Source organism: Enterococcus gallinarum, assembly GCF_021496385.1.
Taxonomy (GTDB): Bacteria; Bacillota; Bacilli; order Lactobacillales; family Enterococcaceae; genus Enterococcus_D; species Enterococcus_D gallinarum.
Genome location: NZ_CP050816.1, coordinates 1,693,690 through 1,712,834, shown reverse-complemented (window position 1 = coordinate 1,712,834; position 19,145 = coordinate 1,693,690). Strand labels below are relative to the sequence as shown.

Sequence of the window (19,145 nt, the reverse complement as noted above, 5' to 3'; positions counted from 1 at the left end):
GTCCCTCCTCTTTTACTTTGTTACTACTTTGATAATAACTCGACAGCTTTCAAATAAGCATGATCTTCTTGTTTTAATTGATCCGTCACAGCTTTCTCAATTGCTTGTGCTGTTTCTGCATTCACTTTCCCTGTCACTTCCAGCTCAGCTTTTTGCTGAACGGCTTGAACGGCTGATACGGTGGTTTGGTCAAATGTATCTCCGGTGGTCTGATAACCTAGTGCAGAAAGAAACTGATTCAACCGATCAACTGCTTCTGAGCTTTGCCCTTCTTTCAATTCTTTGTCTCTTGGTAATGGAGCTAAATAGGCATACTCAGGAAAATCTGCTTGATGATCTGGCATTACACCTTGCTCATTGACCCATTCTTCATTTGGCGTCAGCCACTTCATGACCGTCATCTTTAGCTCACTATTGTCTCCTAATTCTTTTACATTTTGTACAGTTCCTTTACCAAAGGTTTCTGTACCGACAACTGGTATATCTGCGGATTCTTGCAACGCAGCTGCAAAAATTTCTGCGGCCGATGCACTGCCGCCATCAACCAAAACGACAACCGGTTCTGTGACTTTGAATCCTTCATCAAGAGCAGCACTTGCCTTCGTTTCACTTATGACACCACTATCATCTGCAAACTTAACGATCGTTTTTCCATCTTCTAAAAACATGCTAGCCATGATCTGTACTTGATCTAAAAGCCCACCAGGATTTTGCCGGACATCCAGAATAAATGATTTTGCTCCTTTCTTTCTCAGTGACTCAATTCCTTCTTTTAATTCGGAGGCAGTACTTTCACCAAAAGTCGTAATTTCGATTTTCCCGATTTTTTTCTCACTATCAAGGTCTGTATGAACAGTATCCACTGGAATCGTATCTCGTGTAATCGATACGTCAAAGGTCTCTTTTTCCCGTTGGATCGTCAACTTGACTGTGGTCCCTTTTTTGCCACGAATGTTGTTTACGACCTCTGTTAATGACAGGCCTTTCGTTTCTTTCCCATCCACTTTCAAAATACGATCGTTTAGACGCAAACCGTTTTTCTCAGCTGGGGAGTTCTTGATAGGGGCTTGTGCCACTTCTGGATAGTCGTTGACAAGGGTAAGGGTGGCGCCAATTCCTTCAAAACTGCTTGATAAAGACTGATCCAATTCATTGGCTGCTGATTCACTAAGATACGTTGTATAAGGATCACCTAATGCATCGGTCATTCCTTTTAATGCCCCTTCGACCAAGACATCCTCATCTACTTCTTGGTAATAATTGGCACGAATTTGATCAAAAAGCGTTTGAACTTTTTCCAGTTCATTTGATGTCGCCACTGTGGGCTGATTCTGTGGGGATTGTGTTGCAGCCGTACTTTTTTGCCAAATGTAGACACCGCCTCCCGAGAGGATCGCGACACAAATCAGTGAGATCACATAACGGTGAAAAGAAACATTTTTCATAGAAAGACACCTTTCTGTCCATTAATTTTTTAGCCTCTAGTGTAAAAAGAGAGGAAGTTTCCACTCCACTCTCTCTTATTTATTATCCTCCACATACTGTTCCCAAATACGATCAAAAATATCCATAGAAGGCAAATAATCGACGTTCAATTCTAAATAAGAAGAAACTTCATCATAATCGTCGGTATGTTTTGGGAATTGAATATCATGACTTGCATGTGTCGCAAAGATCTGTGCCTCATCAGTATGACTAGGCCCTTTGATGGCCATTAAATAAGTATAAAAACTTTTACGCATGCGTATTCTCCCAGTGATCCTCAAGAAAAGCTGCTCGTCTCGCATGATTGCGAGCAAAATTTTCAGGATGCTTTTTGTAGTATTCTTGATGCTCTTCTTCTGCCAAATAAAAAGGTTGTGCAGGTTCGATACTCGTTACGATTGGGGCATTAAAGCGACCCGATGCTTGCAAAGCGGCTTTGCTTGCTTCTGCTTTTTGTTTTTGTTCCTCATTGAAATAGAAGATGACTGGTCGGTAATTGTCTCCTCGATCTTCAAACTGCCCAAAAGCATCCGTGGGATCCGTCTGTTGCCAATAAATAGTCAATAATTCCTCAAAACTGATTTTTTCTGGATCAAAAATGATCTCAATAGCCTCTGTATGACCGGTTTTATGACTTTTTACTTCCTCGTAGGTCGGGTCAACCGTGTGTCCAGCCGTATACCCGGAAAAGATGGACTGTACTCCTTCTAACTCATCAAAAGGCTGAATCATACACCAGAAACACCCTCCCGCAAAAATTGCTCGTTCCATTATTTGTCCTCCGTTTCTGCTGGCAGATAGAGACTCATTTGGATCTCATCATCTACTAGATTGATTTTATTCGCTTTGATAAACAAGCCGTTTTGCATGCGGAATTGATCCAAGCGAATCAAAATAATTTGTTCATCCGCATTGACCTCGATCCACTCTGGAAACTTGAAGCTGCGCTTGATCATTTTTAACACTTCACTGGTCGGCAGATCTAAAGTACCAATTGATAAACTTTTGGCTTTTAACTGAACATTGCCTTCTTCGGTGACATAAGGATCAAAGTATAAGTAAAATGTGATTGGAAAGTTCAGCACTTTAAATTGACCTGTCAGTAGTGCCTCATTTCTCAACTCGAAATTGTATTTTACTTCTTGATCTTTCTGAAAATCAGTTAAATAGAAATCGATCAATTGATTGACTTGACTCTTATTACTGTTGATGGTCAAAACAGGATTACCGTCTCGTTTGACTAGTTCTGCACTTTCTGAGATCCCAGATTCACGTTGTTGAAACACCCGTGAAGCAAAAAAGACAGTTGTTCCCAACAGAATGCCTACTAAAACTAGAAAAGCAATTTTCCAGTAATTCATTTTTTTGATTGGACTTTTTTTATCCACATCATTAGTTTCTTGTTTCATTATTTTTCCTCCTTCATCAGCCAAACATTTTGGGTTTTGATTAATTCATCACGAACAGCATTCGCCATTAGCTGATACCCTAGATTGTTTGGATGGAAACGATCCCCATCATACAGTACATTGTTGGTCACTTTTGTTCCCCCAGTTTCTGAAGTACCGGTCATACCGTTGGTGGTGGAAGTTGTGGTATCCGAAGTTTCTGCTGATCCTGAAGCGCCTGCTTCAGAAGAATCCGTATCTGCGATCCCAACTTCGTCACTTAGTCCTTGGTATAGCAAGTCATTGATTGGGATAAAATAAGCATTTTGCTGTTGTTTGACAAATGTTTCTGTTGCTTTGTTCCAATTATCAATAATCGTTTGCATATCAGTAATTTCTGGAAAATTTAAATAAAAAGGATTATATATCCCTAACACATAAATGGGTGCTGTTTCATTCAGTTGACGAATCTGCTCAAACATCTCTACTAATCGTTCTTGATAGTCGGCCATGGGTTTGGTAAAAGAATCGACACTCAAACCAAAAAAATTAGTTTGAATCACTTTTAATACATCATTCCCGCCGACGGTCAATGTAATCAAGTCAGCCTTCTTTAGGTCACTGCGCAATTCTTTGTCTTTGTTCACTCGTTTCAGGATTTGATCGCTGCGCTCTCCAGCAATTCCATAGTTCGTCGTCACAACATTTGCTAAATGATACCGATCTTGCAAATCGGCTGCAACGATGGGCACAAATCCTCCTTGTTGCGTCTCATCACCGACTCCTTCAGTCAGCGAATCGCCTAAGGCCATGTAATTGATCACATTTTTGGTCTTTCCCTCTTCTGCCGTTCTCGCAACTGGTGTGAGCAATGGTTGCGCTTTTGGAATCAAAAAATGACCGAGCATTCCAGTACCTAAAGCTACGATCAATACAACTGAAAGATAAATTGCTACTTTTTTCCACTTCACGGATCTTCAATCTCCTAACCTATAATCTAAGCTATTTTATCAAAATTCTCATTAAATTCATAGTCGAAATGTTTTGATTGACGAGAAACTCAATCAACGAAGAGCAGCGAAGTATGAAGCAATTTCTACCCATCTGCTTGATTCGAGTCCCGCTTCATCAACTGCTCGGCTACTCATTGTACTCATTGTTTCGTCTGCAGTTGCTTCTAAACTTACATTAAAAAGAATGTAAAAGTCATTTTTCGAGTGACAACCATAATGATTCTTTTCAAGGTCGCGCTCGCTTGGCTCGCCATTGCTCATCATCAACTCTGTCTTGCTTCGCAAGCCAATCATTGTGATTCTTTTCAAGGTCGCGCTCGTTTGGCTCGCCGTTGCTCACCATCTGCTCTGTCACTCTTCGTGTGCCAGTCTTTGTGATTCTTTTCAAGGTCGCGCTCGCTTGGCTCGCCGTTGCTCATCATCAATTCTGTCTTGCTTCGCAAGCCAATCATTGTGATTCTTTTCAAGGTTACTACGCTCGCTCAGCTCGCCGTTGCTCACCATCAATTCTGTCTTGCTTCGCAAGCCAATCATTGTGATTCTTTTCAAGGTTACTACGCTCGCTCAGCTCGCCGTTGCTCACCATCAATTCTGTCTTGCTTCGCAAGCCAATCATTGTGATTCTTTTCAAGGTCGCGCTCGTTTGGCTCGCCGTTGCTCACCATCTGCTCTGTCACTCTCCGTGTGCCAGTCTTTGTGATTCTTTTCAAGGTTACTACGCTCGCTCAGCTCGCCGTTGCTCATCATCAATTCTGTCTTGCTTCGCAAGCCAATCATTGTGATTCGCAGCAAAAAGCGATTCGTGTTTACGAATCGCTTGGATACTGTCATTAAAATTATTCGGTGTAATACGTAATGGCGAATGCGCCTTTGCCGGTATGGGTAGCGATGATTGGGGTGGTATGAAGTAGTGGAATATTCATTTCTGGAAAGAGTTGTTGCAATTCTTTTTTGAATTGTTCTGTGATCTCTAACCCCTCTGCATGAGAGATCCCTATTTGTTTCACATTCGGCATGCGTTTCAATTCGTCTTTCAATTCTTCAAACCACTTATTAAATGTTTTTACACCGCGTCCTTTTACGATTGGAATCAATTCTGAATGGTCGAAATCCATAATCACTTTCATATTTAATAAACTGGATAATAACCCTTTGGCACGACTGATTCGACCGCCTTTTACCAGATTTTCTAATGTAGAGACACCAATAAATAATTTGGTATTTTCTCGAACTTTGTCAACTTCCGGCAAAACTTCAGCTAATGTCTTGCCTTCTTGTGCTAATTGAGCTGCCCGAATCACTTGGAACGACAATGCTTGATCTGTCGTATCACTATCGATCACTGTCACATTTGCTTTCGACAAATTACTTGCTTGTCTGGCAGCTTCGACAGTTCCACTCAGACCCTTCGTCATATGTATCGATAAAACGTCACTACCATCTTTTCCTAATTCATCGAACAGTTCCACAAAATGGCCAATCGGTGGTTGGCTCGTTTTTGGAAGTTCTTTTGCTTGTGCCATCATTTGCATGAATCGTTCTCCGGGCAATGAATCATCATCCGGATAAACCATCCCATCGATCATTACAGATAACGGAACTACATGGATATTCAATTGGTCTCGAACGGTTGGCTCCATCGTACAGGAGGAATCCGTTACAACTTTAAGCTTTGCCATCATACATTCACTCTCTCTTTAAATCAAGTCTCTTTTCGTGGTAAAATAACCATAGACCATTTATAATCAGTATAACAGAGAGAAAAAATTTTTTCATCTTATTTAAATTCGAAGGGAAGGTGCTTGATGGATCATATGAAATTTACACGACGCTACTTGATTCTGAATGAGGTACTCAATGCGGTGACCCATGGTATCGGATTTGGATTAAGTATAGCTGGACTCGTTATTCTTTTGATTAAAGGGGCTCGATTAGATTCCCCTATTCACATCATTTCCTATGCGATTTATGGCTCTATGATGATTTTGTTATTCTTATTCTCTACGCTCTTCCATAGTTTGATGTTCACGCGAGCAAAAAAAGTTTTCCAAGTCTTTGATCACGCCTCGATTTTTTTATTGATCGCAGGCAGTTATACGCCGTTTTGCTTGCTGAGTATTCAAGGTTGGTTGGGCTGGACACTTTTCATTTTGATTTGGTTGTTAGCCATCAGCGGGATCGTTTATAAGTCACTCACACTGCATAAAAAAGAGACGGTTTCAAAAATATCCACACTAATTTATATTATTATGGGCTGGCTCTGCGTGATTGCATTTAAACCATTGATTGCTTCACTGGGTTTTTGGGGTACCTTTCTGTTAGCAAGCGGTGGTGTCTCTTATACCGTCGGCGCATTATTCTACAGTATCAAATCCGTACGCTTCATGCATGTGGTTTGGCATTTGTTTGTTATGCTCGGAGCTGGACTAATGTATTTTTCCGTTCTTTGGTTTACATGATCCAACCCGCTTTTACTTAAATAAGGCAGCTGCTACAACCATATGTTGTAACAGCTGCCTTATTTATTTTTTCTGCTTACTATAAAACTCAAACCGGTGCGGATAGATGTTCTTTTCATCCACTACGCCTTCTATGACTTTATCCAAATGCCAGTTTGACCAATCGATCTCAGGAAAGTAGACATCTCCGGTAAATGTCTCGTCGATCACTGTTCGATACAACTGATCGCAATCTTCGATCATCGATTCGAAAACTCCAGAACCCCCAGTTAGAAACACAGGATGATCTTGCTGTGCAGTATAATCCAAGACTTCTTGTCGATCATGCATAACTAATACGCCTTCTGCTTCATATGCTGTGTCACTGGTCAAAACGATTGTTGTTCGATTTGGCAATACTTTTTTCTTCATGCCCTCAAACGTTTTTCGCCCCATAATGAGCGAATTTCCAGTAGTTTGTTCTTTGAAGAATTTCAGATCGTTTGGCAAATGCCATGGCAATGTGCCGTTTTCTCCAATCAAACCATTTTTGTCTTGTGCCCAAAGTGCAATCAACATGTTTCAAAACTCCCTTTCTAGATAAAGTGAATCTGCAATAGCCGCTGCAATCTGCAGCCTTCTCATTAATTGATAAGCAGGCTGTGCTTGCAGATGATCGGTATTTCTTTCTTTATAACACAAGCCTTCGCACGCTTGATAAAAAATATGCCCTCCATGCTGCTTCACTTTGGTTGGCCATTCGCCATCTGTCCATCTTGAAGAATCTGCGGATACTAGTAAAGGAATCAATTCCGCAGAAAACAAGACACTGCCGGCGGTAATATCAAGACCCTTGATATGAAAAACTTCCGCTGCAATTTCATTGACCAGCTTTTCTGTCCGCTGCCAAGCAGTTGGATGGCTTAGGAAGGCTTTCTTTGTACGTCCTAATATACAGAAAGTGTTCGTAGGAAATGGCTGACAGCTCAAAGCTGACAGTTCATCTGGGTATTCCTCACACCAAGTGATCAAACGATCAAAATCACATAATTGAAAGGAAGCGAGTTGCGGAAATGCCTTTCCAGCGCGTGCCACAGCTTGTCGACGTGCTGGACCAGCACCGACTGCTGGCAATTCAAAGAGATAGATCTGGGGCGGCAGCTGCCATAAATACCGCTTGATTTCAGGTTTCGTTACTTCAGAAACTGCTAAAATGACTTGCGAAAAATAAGAACGAAGGATCGTAATTGTTTTTTCTACGTCTGATAATGAAATGGTATCTTTTGACGTAATATGCAGCGTTGCGACGATTCCCCGCTGTAAATCGTTTATCATCTATCTTCTCACTCCCAACTGTAATAAGTTAGACAGCGATCGGTGCCTTGATCGTGGGATGCGGATCGTAGCCTTCAATCGTGATATCTCCCATCTCAAAGTCAAAAATCGATTGTTTCTCAGGATTTAAGTGCAACGTAGGTGCAGAACGAATTGTTCGGGAAAGCTGCTCTTTCATTTGTTCCATATGATTGCTATACAGATGGGCATCCCCTAAAGTATGGATAAATTCGCCGACTTGGAGTCCTGTCTCGTGAGCGATCAAGTGAGTCAATAACGCATAGCTAGCAATATTGAAAGGCACCCCCAAAAAAACATCAGCACTTCGTTGATAAAGCTGACAACTTAGACGACCTTCATGAACATAAAACTGAAACATGGTATGGCAAGGAGGCAGCGCCATCGTCGGCACATCTTCTGGATTCCATGCGGAAACAATCAAGCGCCGAGAATCTGGCGTTGTTTTGATCATTTCAATCACTTCTTTGATCTGATCAATAAATTCCCCTTTAGTAGTTTCCCAATGACGCCATTGATACCCGTAAACATGACCTAGATCACCAAATTTTTCTGCAAATGCTTCGTCATTTAAAATACGTTCGCAAAATTTTTGCAATTCCTCTTGATAGCTGGCATTGAATTCTTCATCAATTAATGAGCGACGGCCAAAATCAGTCATATCAGGACCTGTATAGTCCTCACTTTTAATATACCGCTCAAAAGCCCATTCATCCCAAATGTGATTCTTATGTTGCAGTAAGAATCGAATATTGGTATCTCCTTTAAGAAACCAGAGTAACTCGCTTTTGATCAGACCAAAAGGTACGCGCTTGGTTGTCAATAATGGAAATCCTTGAGAGAGGTCAAATCGCATTTGATGACCAAAAATACTTTTGGTTCCAGTCCCTGTGCGATCCCCTTTGACATTTCCCGTTTCTAAAATTTTTTTCCCTAAGTCAAGATATGCTTGTTCCATAATGGGCCTCCTTATTAGTCGTCTGAAAACTCGCTTAAATATTCCCAGCGTGTCATTTTTTCTTCTAACAATTGTTCTGTTTCTGTAAGTTCTGCTTGGAGCTGCTGTAATTTCGTAAAGTCATCCCCCTGCTGATTCATCGCTTCAGTTAGTGCGTCGACTCGTTCTTCTAACAGAGCAATCTCATCTTCGATCGTTGCCCATTCTTTTTGTTCCATGTAGCTTAGTTTCTTTTTGACTGGCTTTTCGGAAACAAATTTGCTGTGTAGCCCTTTGTCAGGTTGTGAGGCTGCAGTTTTCTTTGTGCCCTGTTTCGTTGCTGTCTTTTGTAAATATTCGTTTATCGAACCATAAAAGCGAAGAATTTGCGCATTGCCTTCAAAAATAAGTAATTTTTCAGCAACTTTATCTAAAAAGTAACGGTCATGAGAAACTGTAATTACGGCACCAGGAAATGATTCAAGATAGTTCTCCAAAACAGTTAATGTATCAATATCCAAATCATTCGTTGGCTCATCCAACAATAGAACATTTGGTTGACCAATCAATAATTTCAATAAGAATAGGCGGCGTTTTTCACCACCAGATAATTTACCGATCTTTGTTCCATGCATGAAACGGGGGAACAAAAATTGTTCCAGCATTTCCGCTACACTGACATGGGCACCATCTGTTTTTTCTACTTCTTCTGCTGCCTCTTGTAAATAAGCAATCATTCGCTGTTCCGGATCCATCGTCTCATTGGTTTGCGTATAATAAGCTAATTTGACGGTTGAGCCAATAATCCGTGTTCCTGAATCTAATGAGAGACGTCCCGCCAACACATTCAGCAAGGTTGATTTACCTGCACCATTCTCACCAGTAATGCCTAAACGTTCTCGCGACTGAATCAATAAATCAAATTGAGATAGAATTGGTTTGCCTTCAATTGCATAACTACCTTCTTTGATTTCCAACACTTGCTTACCTAAACGTGAGGTCGCAACATCAATCTGCACTTCTCCATTCCGTTTGACTTGGTTCATATTCTCTTTCAAATCGTCGAAACGATCGATTCGCGCTTGTTGCTTAGTCGTTCTCGCTTTGGCGCCTGTCCGAATCCATGCCAGCTCGTGCTTATATAACTGTTGCCGTTTTTCTTCTTGGGTTTCTTCAATACGTTCTCTTTCCGCTCTGGCTAATAAATAGTCCTCATAATTTCCTTGATATTCATAAAGTTTACCAAAAGAGAGTTCAAACACGCGATTGGCTACCCGGTCAAGAAAATAGCGATCATGAGTGACCATCATCAGTGCGCCGCGATAGTTTTTCAAATAGCCTTCTAGCCATTGGATAGCTTCATAGTCAAGATGGTTCGTCGGCTCATCCAACAATAGTAAATCCGGTTCATCGATCAACACTTGCGCTAACCCCACTCGTTTTTTTTGCCCACCTGAAAGTTCATTGACTGGTTGTTTTAAATCTGAAATCCCTAATTTCTGCAAAATGATTTTTGCCGTTGTATCCGTATTCCAAGCATCTGTTTTATTCATAGCTTCTTCTGCTCTGCTGTAGGCAGCTTGCACTGTAGGATCTGAGCCATTTTGTTCCAGCTGAATCAAAGCTTTCTCATAGTCACGAACGGTTTTGATTAATGGACTTGTTCCTTGGAAGACCGCATCAACAACCGATAATTCTTCTTTTAATTGACTTTCTTGCGCCAAAAAGCCGATTCGATAATCTTGTGGTTTAAAAACAGAGGGACGGTCGCCATCTCCGGCTTCAATTCCAGCCAAGATCGTCAGTAAACTTGATTTGCCTGTCCCATTGACACCAATCAAGCCAATCCGGTCTTTCTCATGTATCAGAAAAGAAAGCTGATCAAATAATGTTTTATCGCCGTAAGTTTTTGTAAGCTCACTTACTTTTAATTCTTTCACAGAATCCCTCCTGAGATCTATTTTTCTTCGCCCATTGTACCACATAAGCATGACAGGGTCTTTAAGAAAAAAGAAAAAAACAACCGCTCCATCTCAACCCTGAGACGAAGAAGTTGTTGTTTTATCTACGAAACATTCGCTGTTTCGGCTGTTCATCTGCGCGAGCCATCGCATAAGATTCCAAGAGATTTACGTTGCGTCGATATTCGTTTGCAGAGATCGTTGGAATTTTTTCGGCTACCTCATATTCATCGATCGTTTTTCGTTCTAAATAATAGCCTCGTAAAACTTTTTTGACAAAAATCGGTTCTTGTTCAATCATGATAGTCTCAATGAAGTTATTATGCTCAAAACGCTTTAAGCTCATTTCCCTTTGACGTATAAAGAAGTTGATCAAAGATGAATCGTAGACATCTTCTAAGTTGCTTAGACTATGAAAAATATAATCACTGTTTTTGATATAGATTTTTTGTACTTCTGATATATCTCTTTGTTTCAATGCATCCTTCAGCTGCTGCTGGCGCTGCCAAAACAGCTTGGGATGAAAAATGATCCGTACAAAACGTTGAATGATCAAAAGCCAAAAACTGAAAAAAGACAAGAACTGTTTTGCTAACGAATGCTGCTGCTGCGAAATGAACCGGGAATAAAAGCGATACCCATTGGAGCTAACCTCACCTTTTCGGTAGGCTTCATCCAAACCATCCTGTTCAATGGATAGAATCAATCCTTGAATTTCCTGTATCTCTTGCTTTTCAGAATCAGTTAAACTATTGCGATACAATTCCCAGCGTCGATTTTCATAAGTATTGATTACTGCATCTGTCGCTAAGCGCTCTTTGGCATCCGTAGTTTCTTTCTCTTCTTCTTCCAAGATCTGGATGACTTCTTCTAAAATCAGCAACTGATTGAAATCAACAGATTCGGCAGCTTCACCATCTGCCAAATAAGGCAAGACAAGTACACTGATCACTAAAGTCGCTAAGATGACACAAGCCGTCAAAAATAAGAGCAAACTGCGGGCTTCAAATTGGTCACCGTTGATCGTTACAGGCAAGATAAAAATTGCCGCTAAGCTGACCGTTCCTTTGACCCCTCCAAAGGTCAACAAAGCTACTTGCTTCAAGTCCACGATTTTTTTTGATTGTAAAAACTGATAATAAAAAAGAAGGAATAAGAAACGAATGAAGAAGATAACGAGTGTTACTACTACGATGGTCAAGACTAAATGACCATTTGCATAAGAATTGCTTTCCCAAATGGGTGAAAATACTTGCGAAAGTTCAATCCCTAAAAATAAAAAAACAAGGGCGTTCAACGTAAATACAATTGTTGACCACGTACTTTCAGAGATATTGGCTAGTTCCGCATCGAACAAAGAGACTCGTCGTCTTCTTTGTGCTTGCGCTACACCGGCAACAACTGCCGCAATGATACCAGATACTCCAACCATTTCTGCAATCAAGTAGGCTGCAAAAGGCAATAGTAGTTCGATCAACAGATAAACAGTGACATCTTGGGCAGATATTTTTTCAATAAAGCGAATGATCCGCCGTTTTAGCCAAACGATCAAGTAACCAATCAAGCCGCCGCCAATACTCGAAAAAAGCAATTGAAAGCCAGCCCCCATAACAGAAAAGCTACCAGTGACTAAAGCAACGATAGCAAATTGGAGCGCTGTTACCCCGGAAGCATCATTCAAAAGACCTTCGCCTTCTAAAATATGCATGATGTTCTTGGAAATTTTTAAGCGTTTCGCTAAAGATGAGACGGCTACCGCATCTGTTGGTCCTAAGGCAGCGCCAAAAGCATAACAAGCAGCCAAAGGAATCGATGGCATCAGCCAATGCAGTGTCGTTCCCACTGCAAATAAGGTCAGCAAAACACCGCCAAAGGCCAGAAACAAAACGATCTTACTGTTCTTCAAGATTTCCGGAACATCGGCTCGTTCTCCTTCTCGAAACAATAGCGGTCCAATGATCATCACTAGAAACATCTCTGGTTCAAATGCGATTTCTTGTCCCATTTCAGTCAATCCTAGCAGAATGCCTAAGATAATCTGAATGAAGAAAATCGGTACTGATGGCAGTATTTTGCTGACAATATTTGAAAAGGTCACGAGGATCGCGATGATGATGATAAGTTCAATAAATTCCATCCATTATCCTCTTTTCTTTCGAATTGCGATTAATAACTCAAGAAAATGTTCTTTTTTCATGAGAATCTTATGATCGAGCTGATTCAACTCCTTTTCATTTTTTTCGATTTCACATTGAATCCGTCTTGATTCTAGACGAAATAATTCATGTTTCATGCGTTCAAATTTGCGAAACAGCAATGGATTCTTCCGTTGCAAATATTCGCGGATTTCTTTTTTTTCTGCTGGTGAGAACTCCCCTAGGCGTTCCATCAATTCTTGTTTCGTTAAACATTGCTTCGTCATGATAGCCCCCTGCAATTCTAGTCAATTATAATAGAAGTCAGTTAAAATGAAAAATGATTGAAACCAATCCTGCTTTTTCATTTCTTGTTGACCGAGAGTATTCTATGCCATTCAACCAAAAATAGCAAGACCCACTTACTAAAAAAGAGGTTTCTCTCCGAATTATTGATAATCTCTTAATAATTCCGATAGAAAGTATTTTGCTATAAAAAAAGTTGATGAACCGTCCTTCACTGATTTGGAAAATCATCAGCGAACGAACCGTTCATCAACTTCCTCTTACTCATTCAACGATTATGCCTTGCTTATTTCATATATAAATCATAGTAAGCATCCATGATTTCTTTCACGATTTTTACGTTTGGATGCGAAGTAGTTGAAGATTTAACCTGTGGTAAAACCACTGCAACTGCTACATCTGCATCATCACTTGGTCCATAAGCAACAATATTTAGGTTGACCAGATTGATGGTTTTGCCATTTTCATCGACAATCGGTGTCTCCGCAGTACCCGTTTTCGCAGAAAGTTCCATTTTAGCAGAAGCTAGTCCTGTTGCTGTAGCCCAAGCATCTGTTCCGTGAACGGCATCATAAAATCCATTTTGAATGATTTTCATCTGATCAGTAGTTAAACCAACTTCGTTCAAAACGGTAGGTTCTACCGCTGATTTCAAGCTTCCTAAACCACCGGTTTCATCATTCCCATAGATACCCGAAACGATATGTGGCTGCAATCGTTGGCCGCCATTGGCCACAGTTGCTGCATATTGAGCCAATTGTAATGTCGTATAGGTATCAAACTGTCCGAAGGCTAAGTCCAGGATCTTACCGCCATCACTGACCGTATCTAATTTGTCGACAGGTGTGCTGATCCCTGTTGCTTCGCCAGGAAGATCGATCCCTGTTTTCGTCCCCATCCCAAAAGAGGCAAAGGCTGTACGCAGCTTACTGTAGGCTTCTGTTTGACGATCAACTGTTGGAATTGAAATTCCAGGCTGATACTCAATGCCCATCAAGCGTAAAGCAACCTGCATCATGTAGGAGTTGGAAGAAACTTCTAAGGCTTGTTCAGCTGACAAATTGCGGTTGTTTGCTCCTGTCGGGTTAAAGATCGAAGCTTTGACATCAGAGCCGATGCGGATTGGTTGGTCATATAAGACTTCATTCCCATTCAAGACACCATTTTCCCAACCAGCTGCTAACGTACCACCTTTGACTACAGACCCTGGAACAAAAGCATTGATGAAGGTTCCGATTGCATTCTCTTGCAATTTGCTTGATTCTGCCTCATGTTGATAACCTGACATTGCCAAAATCCCGCCAGTTTTAGGATTGATCGCAACAGCATAGACTCCAGGCGAGTATTCTGCAGCTCCTGAATCCATCAAAGACTTAAAGTTATCTTGTAAGATTTCATCAACTTCTTTTTGGAACTTGGCATCTAGCGTCAGTACAAGATTATCTCCCTTAGAGCCCGCATAGATTTCTTTTTGGCTTTCAATATTATTGCTATTGTCTAATGTGATTTGAGACTTTGATTTTGATCCTTGAAGGACTTCTTCATATTGCTTCTCTAAATAGCTTCGTCCTACACGATCATTACGAGCATACCCTTTCGCTAGATATTCATCCAAGTTTTCTTCAGGGATCCCTTGTTCTTCTGTTGTCACAGTTCCGATCAAACTTGCCAATGAACTGCCTTCAACAATTTTTCTAGTCCAGTCTGTGCCGGTCGAAACTCCGGGAAGTTCGGTCATATTCTCAGCCACAATTGCTAGTTCTTCATCAGATACATCAGAATTTTTTAAATAAACAGTGCTTAAAGATTGTGCACTATTCATTCGTTTAAAAATGGAAGCTACTTTTAACTGATCATCATTAAAGGCAATATCCTCATCCGTTACTTTATCGACAGTTGCCGCATACTGTTCAGAAGCCCCGAGCGCTTTTTGCTTGGAACTTAATTGATCTTGCGCTTTCTTCAAATTTTCAGGATCTGCCAACCAAAAATCTTTCAGGTCCCGCTCTGTCAGATTCTTATCGATTGGAATATCGATCAATGTAGCTAGTTTTTGTGCAGTCTTCAATAAATCTTCAGCTGTCATCTTATTTCCTCTTGTAAAGGTAATGGCTGCATTGGCTTGATTTTTGACAAGCGGTTTGCCAGATGCATCATAAATCATTCCTCGTGGAGAGCTGCCATTGACTTCTACCACGGATGAAGCTTTCAATTGCTTCTCAATATTATCACCATTCACGATTTGTAAATAACCTAATTGCACGATCAACGCAACAAAAAGACCAAAAATCACAAAAAAGAGAAAATTCAATCGAAAGGGAACATGGGATTTGCGATAAGATTTTGTCTTAGGCTCCTCAGGCCCTTTTCGTATATTCTTAATGACTTTATCTTTTAGATTCTTCATCTCTTCTATCCTCTCATTACAAACTGCTTACCGTCTTATTTTACCAAAAATTTTCAATATAAACAGAAGAAATCAAAATTATCCAAGTATCCTTAGAGAAAATTATAAGAATTCGTTCTCATCCACTGTAATGTTTCACAGTTACGCAAAAAGATTTTTTTGTTGAGAAAAAATCTGCTACACTTTAAGCTTTCTTAATCTTTTCCAATTTTAATCCCGTGAAACACATTTTTCTAACTTCCATCTGTGGAAAAGTAAAAAGCAAACGATCAATGACCGTTTGCTTTGGTTTTCATTATTAATATCCAGAGTAATCGCCAGTATCTTCCTGATACCCGGCTTCATCATCATAAATGTCTGACGGTTCACCTAGATTCTCATTTGAGTTTTCTTCACTATTGTAATTCGTATCGTCGTACAATTGATAGTTTGTATAACCATCAGTATGTTCATCTCCTTGAGACAAAGTCTCGCTGGTAGGAAGATTCAGTTGTTCTTTCAATTTATTTTGCATTTCCAGCAATTGATTGATACCTAATAATTGGTAATAGACCCCATTCATCATTTGGCCTTCACCTTGCAATTGTTCTTGATCGATTGTCGTGAACGCAGGCAAATAATTGGTAGCGATATCCATCATGTCATCCCAAGTCAAATCTGTTTTTGAATTCTTTTCAACAGCTTTTAATATTTTTTGATAATTGCTGACGCCATCCAAGCTCATTACTTTTTTAACGATCTTAGTGACAACTTCTCTTTGCCGTTTTTGACGTCCAATGTCTCCTTCCGGATCTTGTTTTCGCATGCGTGCATAGGCAAGACCGGTTTTCCCATCTAAAGTAATGGTTCCTTTAGGCACATGCACCCCTTCCAGAGTAAAATCGATTTTATTAGTGACTTCGATGCCTCCAACTGCATCGATCAAATCCCGCATACCTTGCATGTTAATCGTAACATAATGGTCAATAGGAATGTCTAACAGATTTTCAACGGAATCCATCGACATTGCTTCGCCACCAAAGGCATATGCATGGTTCAGCTTATCCAACGTGCCATACCCAACAATTTGAGTGTAGATATCACGGTCAAGACTAACGATCGTTGATTGTTTCTTGGCAGGATTAACCGTAACGACCATCATACTATCTGAACGCCCTTGTTCGGTTCTCCCCAACGCTCCAGTATCAATCCCAAGCAAAAGAATCGAAAAGGGTTCTCTATCTTCAATACTTACTGCCGTTTCACGTTTTTTCGTCTTACGATCCGCACTTTGCGTAATATTATTGAACGTTTTATTCGTATCATCGTATACTTTCATTCCATAGACAGTGACACCGACAATACTTACTGCCACCAAGCCCAACAATCCTAAAATTACTTTTTGATATAAACGCATCCTACACCTCTATCACAACATTATTAGGTAATCGTTTAAATTTTGCCACAATTTTACAAATTCAGCAATCTTGCTTCTGTTTTATTACAGAATCTTAACACGATTGCAACAAAAATGAAACGATAAAGAATTTGTTATTTTAACTTTTAACGGCGTACATCCCTATTCATTAACACATCTAAAAAAACTATCCTAAGGAAAGTAAGAGACTCGCTTTAACAGACCCTTCATTCCTTCGGATAGTTTTTTGTATTAATTGAAAAATAGTTTTTTTATACTTAAATATAATCCACAAATCGCGCTCTAAACTTCATGTGTAGATGACTACCTAATATCAATAAAGTCAGAGTTACACCCCAAAATATCAAAGTGTAGGTCGTTTTTTCCCAAACCCAACCACGTGATAAAAAGGCATCTCTAAAGCCTTCAATCAAATAATAAAAGGGATTCAAACGTAATAGCTTAATTAACCATTCCGGCATATTTCGATTATTGATATCCCAAATTGGTCCTGAAACATAAAACAACAAACGCAACACTGATTGTAAGAAAATATGATAGTCACGTATCAATACTGTAATGGTCGCATTTAATAATCCGAAAGCAAATAAGAAAATAACCATCGCAATAAAGTAATAAATAAATTGCAACCAATAAACGGACGGTGTTACTCCCGCCCATAAGAGCGAGCCAATCACAATAGCTACCATAGGGATATAAGATGACAAGTTACTGATAATATTGATTGACGGCAAGATACTTACTGGAAATTTCATTTTGGCTACCATACCAACTTGTCGGTGAATACTATTGGACGCTCCAAGTACCGAAGAATTGATATAAAACCAAGCTGTGATCCCAATCAACATCCAAATAATAAATGGTACGCCATCTACTTTCCGATTACCATTGACTCCTAGCCCAAAGACTAAATAATAGATGCCAATTTGAATCGCAGGGTTCAAGATTTGCCATGCAAGACCAAGATAGTGGCTTTGATAGGTTGCTTTGTCCTCGTATCGAGACATACGGAAAATAATTCCCGCATGATTAAATTGTTCTTTTATTACTGCAGCAATTTCTTTCACTAAACTCTTCCTTTTCTATCTAAACTAAATAAAGAAATAGTTATCTTTACTTGAAAACTTGTACAATTGCATCAACTGGATGCTTTAGCGCATAGCTAATGGATCTGCCACTGAAAGAAACAAGAGAGCAAAACAGTGTTCCTACTATCGCAAGAGTCAAAAGTCCTTTAGTTGGAATCGTCATCTTCTCACCTAAAGGAGTTCGTTTAAGGTTCTTCTGAATCATTTGTTCAGATAGATGCTGCTCTTTCAGCAAGCTATCATCTTGGCTTTTTTCAGCTAATTTTTCTAGATTAAATGCCTTTTGATTTTCTTTGTATTTATCTTGGTAAGCTTTTTGTTCTTTTTTCGGTTGCTTCTTGAACCAGTCGATAAACTTGCGATATTCCGCCATTACTTCCTCAGTCGGACCAAACATGCGCAAATCGCCGTAATGCATCCAGATTGTACGGTCACATAATTTTTCAACTTGTCCTAAAGCATGGCTGACAAAGAAAATAGTCTTGCCGGACTCTTTGAATTCCATGATTTTATCCACACATTTTTGATAAAAAGTTTCGTCTCCAACAGATAAAGCTTCATCAATGATCAAAATATCTGGATCATTATGAACAGCAATGGCAAACCCTAAACGTGACTTCATCCCACTGGAATAGCTTTTTACAGGTTGATTAATAAAATCACCTAAATCGGCAAATGCTACGATTTCATCCATTTTTTTATCGATTTCTTTATTGGTCATTCCAGACATCAATGCTTTTAGACGAATATTTTCTAAACCTGTCAATTGATATTTTAATCCGGCTCCAATTGCGATAATCGACGTATCGCCATTGACTTCCATTGTGCCTGATGTTGGAGGAATAATGCCACTGATCACATTTGAAAGCGTTGATTTTCCAGAACCATTTATCCCAATGATCCCTACAGACTCTCCTGCACGCACTTCAAAACTAACGCCTTTTAATGCCCAAAAACGCGGAACATTTCGATGATAAAATTTGAATAATGCTTTCACTTTGTCTGATTTCTTTTTGTATAGGTCATATTCCTTTGTAACCAAAGTACTACGAACTTTTATTTCTTTTTCCACTTTCTTCATCCATTCTCAAAGAAATTCTATTCATTTGCTACAACTCAAGCTACATCATATCATATTTTCCTCTAAGACAAAATAAACAACGAAAAACATCTAATAAATTTTAAGAAAAAAACGGAAATAGTGTACAAAAAAAGGC

At 39.8% G+C, this 19,145-nt stretch carries 21 protein-coding genes; 1 reads left to right on the top strand and 20 read right to left on the bottom strand.

Annotation, left to right across the window (positions count from 1 at the left end; translation table 11 throughout):
- Positions 1 to 23 precede the first annotated feature (23 nt).
- The 10 genes from HED61_RS08475 to HED61_RS08430 form a co-directional block, all read right to left on the bottom strand.
- The gene (locus tag HED61_RS08475; RefSeq protein ID WP_171918120.1) at positions 24 to 1,445 is read right to left on the bottom strand and encodes a S41 family peptidase; all 1,422 of its coding nucleotides are present in this window, start codon (positions 1,443 to 1,445) and stop codon (positions 24 to 26) included.
- A 75-nt stretch (positions 1,446 to 1,520) separates the two neighbouring features.
- Complete coding sequence (locus tag HED61_RS08470; protein ID WP_003126967.1) at positions 1,521 to 1,742, bottom strand: YozE family protein; 222 nt, start codon at positions 1,740 to 1,742, stop codon at positions 1,521 to 1,523.
- Positions 1,735 to 2,256: a peptide-methionine (S)-S-oxide reductase MsrA gene (gene msrA, locus HED61_RS08465; RefSeq protein ID WP_113849904.1), complete on the bottom strand. Its 522-nt coding sequence runs from the start codon at positions 2,254 to 2,256 to the stop codon at positions 1,735 to 1,737. Before msrA ends, HED61_RS08470 begins: the two co-directional genes overlap by 8 nt.
- Positions 2,256 to 2,894: a YpmS family protein gene (locus tag HED61_RS08460; protein WP_005472266.1), complete on the bottom strand. Its 639-nt coding sequence runs from the start codon at positions 2,892 to 2,894 to the stop codon at positions 2,256 to 2,258. The genes msrA and HED61_RS08460 overlap by 1 nt, the downstream gene beginning before the upstream one ends.
- Complete coding sequence (locus HED61_RS08455; RefSeq protein ID WP_285926961.1) at positions 2,894 to 3,823, bottom strand: SGNH/GDSL hydrolase family protein; 930 nt, start codon at positions 3,821 to 3,823, stop codon at positions 2,894 to 2,896. The genes HED61_RS08460 and HED61_RS08455 overlap by 1 nt, the downstream gene beginning before the upstream one ends.
- Before the next feature lie 114 nt (positions 3,824 to 3,937).
- Complete coding sequence (locus tag HED61_RS08450; protein WP_227760699.1) at positions 3,938 to 4,195, bottom strand: hypothetical protein; 258 nt, start codon at positions 4,193 to 4,195, stop codon at positions 3,938 to 3,940.
- Positions 4,192 to 4,353: a hypothetical protein gene (locus HED61_RS08445; protein ID WP_156247302.1), complete on the bottom strand. Its 162-nt coding sequence runs from the start codon at positions 4,351 to 4,353 to the stop codon at positions 4,192 to 4,194. The genes HED61_RS08450 and HED61_RS08445 overlap by 4 nt, the downstream gene beginning before the upstream one ends.
- Positions 4,354 to 4,358: 5 nt before the next feature.
- Positions 4,359 to 4,517 carry a hypothetical protein gene (locus HED61_RS08440; protein WP_219645275.1) on the bottom strand — a complete coding sequence of 53 codons (159 nt, stop codon included), beginning with the start codon at positions 4,515 to 4,517 and terminating at the stop codon, positions 4,359 to 4,361.
- Positions 4,514 to 4,717, bottom strand: a complete 204-nt coding sequence (locus HED61_RS08435; protein ID WP_156247301.1) for a hypothetical protein — start codon at positions 4,715 to 4,717, stop codon at positions 4,514 to 4,516. The genes HED61_RS08440 and HED61_RS08435 overlap by 4 nt, the downstream gene beginning before the upstream one ends.
- Positions 4,718 to 4,722: 5 nt before the next feature.
- A complete protein-coding gene (locus tag HED61_RS08430) occupies positions 4,723 to 5,565 on the bottom strand; it encodes a DegV family protein (protein ID WP_034704768.1) in 843 nt (280 codons plus the stop codon).
- A 126-nt stretch (positions 5,566 to 5,691) separates the two neighbouring features.
- On the opposite strand from HED61_RS08430, the gene trhA reads away from it, so the two are divergent.
- The gene (trhA, locus tag HED61_RS08425; protein ID WP_113849906.1) at positions 5,692 to 6,345 is read left to right on the top strand and encodes a PAQR family membrane homeostasis protein TrhA; all 654 of its coding nucleotides are present in this window, start codon (positions 5,692 to 5,694) and stop codon (positions 6,343 to 6,345) included.
- A 63-nt stretch (positions 6,346 to 6,408) separates the two neighbouring features.
- Here the strand turns inward: trhA and HED61_RS08420 are convergent, their stop codons facing one another.
- The 10 genes from HED61_RS08420 to HED61_RS08375 all read right to left on the bottom strand — a co-directional run bounded on the left by HED61_RS08420 (position 6,409) and on the right by HED61_RS08375 (position 19,009).
- Positions 6,409 to 6,903, bottom strand: coding sequence for a dihydrofolate reductase (locus HED61_RS08420; protein WP_219645276.1), 495 nt, complete (start codon positions 6,901 to 6,903; stop codon positions 6,409 to 6,411).
- Positions 6,904 to 6,906: 3 nt separating this feature from the next.
- Entirely contained in the window at positions 6,907 to 7,659 is a 753-nt protein-coding gene (locus HED61_RS08415; protein WP_171918118.1) for a hypothetical protein, read from the bottom strand.
- Between the two features lie 28 nt (positions 7,660 to 7,687).
- Positions 7,688 to 8,635, bottom strand: coding sequence for a thymidylate synthase (locus HED61_RS08410; RefSeq protein ID WP_003126957.1), 948 nt, complete (start codon positions 8,633 to 8,635; stop codon positions 7,688 to 7,690).
- Positions 8,636 to 8,649: 14 nt separating this feature from the next.
- Entirely contained in the window at positions 8,650 to 10,554 is a 1,905-nt protein-coding gene (locus HED61_RS08405) for an ABC-F family ATP-binding cassette domain-containing protein (RefSeq protein WP_171918117.1), read from the bottom strand.
- 121 nt (positions 10,555 to 10,675) lie between these two features.
- Positions 10,676 to 12,712 (bottom strand): cation:proton antiporter, encoded by a 2,037-nt coding sequence (locus tag HED61_RS08400; protein ID WP_029486972.1) that lies wholly within the window; start codon positions 12,710 to 12,712, stop codon positions 10,676 to 10,678.
- 3 nt (positions 12,713 to 12,715) lie between these two features.
- The gene (locus HED61_RS08395) at positions 12,716 to 12,997 is read right to left on the bottom strand and encodes a hypothetical protein (protein WP_003126954.1); all 282 of its coding nucleotides are present in this window, start codon (positions 12,995 to 12,997) and stop codon (positions 12,716 to 12,718) included.
- Between the two features lie 305 nt (positions 12,998 to 13,302).
- The gene (locus HED61_RS08390) at positions 13,303 to 15,423 is read right to left on the bottom strand and encodes a peptidoglycan D,D-transpeptidase FtsI family protein (protein ID WP_029486973.1); all 2,121 of its coding nucleotides are present in this window, start codon (positions 15,421 to 15,423) and stop codon (positions 13,303 to 13,305) included.
- 298 nt (positions 15,424 to 15,721) lie between these two features.
- Positions 15,722 to 16,819, bottom strand: a complete 1,098-nt coding sequence (locus tag HED61_RS08385; RefSeq protein WP_219645277.1) for an LCP family glycopolymer transferase — start codon at positions 16,817 to 16,819, stop codon at positions 15,722 to 15,724.
- 278 nt (positions 16,820 to 17,097) lie between these two features.
- Positions 17,098 to 17,907 (bottom strand): ABC transporter permease, encoded by an 810-nt coding sequence (locus tag HED61_RS08380; protein ID WP_081131316.1) that lies wholly within the window; start codon positions 17,905 to 17,907, stop codon positions 17,098 to 17,100.
- Positions 17,908 to 17,953: 46 nt separating this feature from the next.
- Positions 17,954 to 19,009, bottom strand: a complete 1,056-nt coding sequence (locus HED61_RS08375) for an ABC transporter ATP-binding protein (RefSeq protein ID WP_003126949.1) — start codon at positions 19,007 to 19,009, stop codon at positions 17,954 to 17,956.
- Between the last annotated feature and the right edge of the window lie 136 nt (positions 19,010 to 19,145).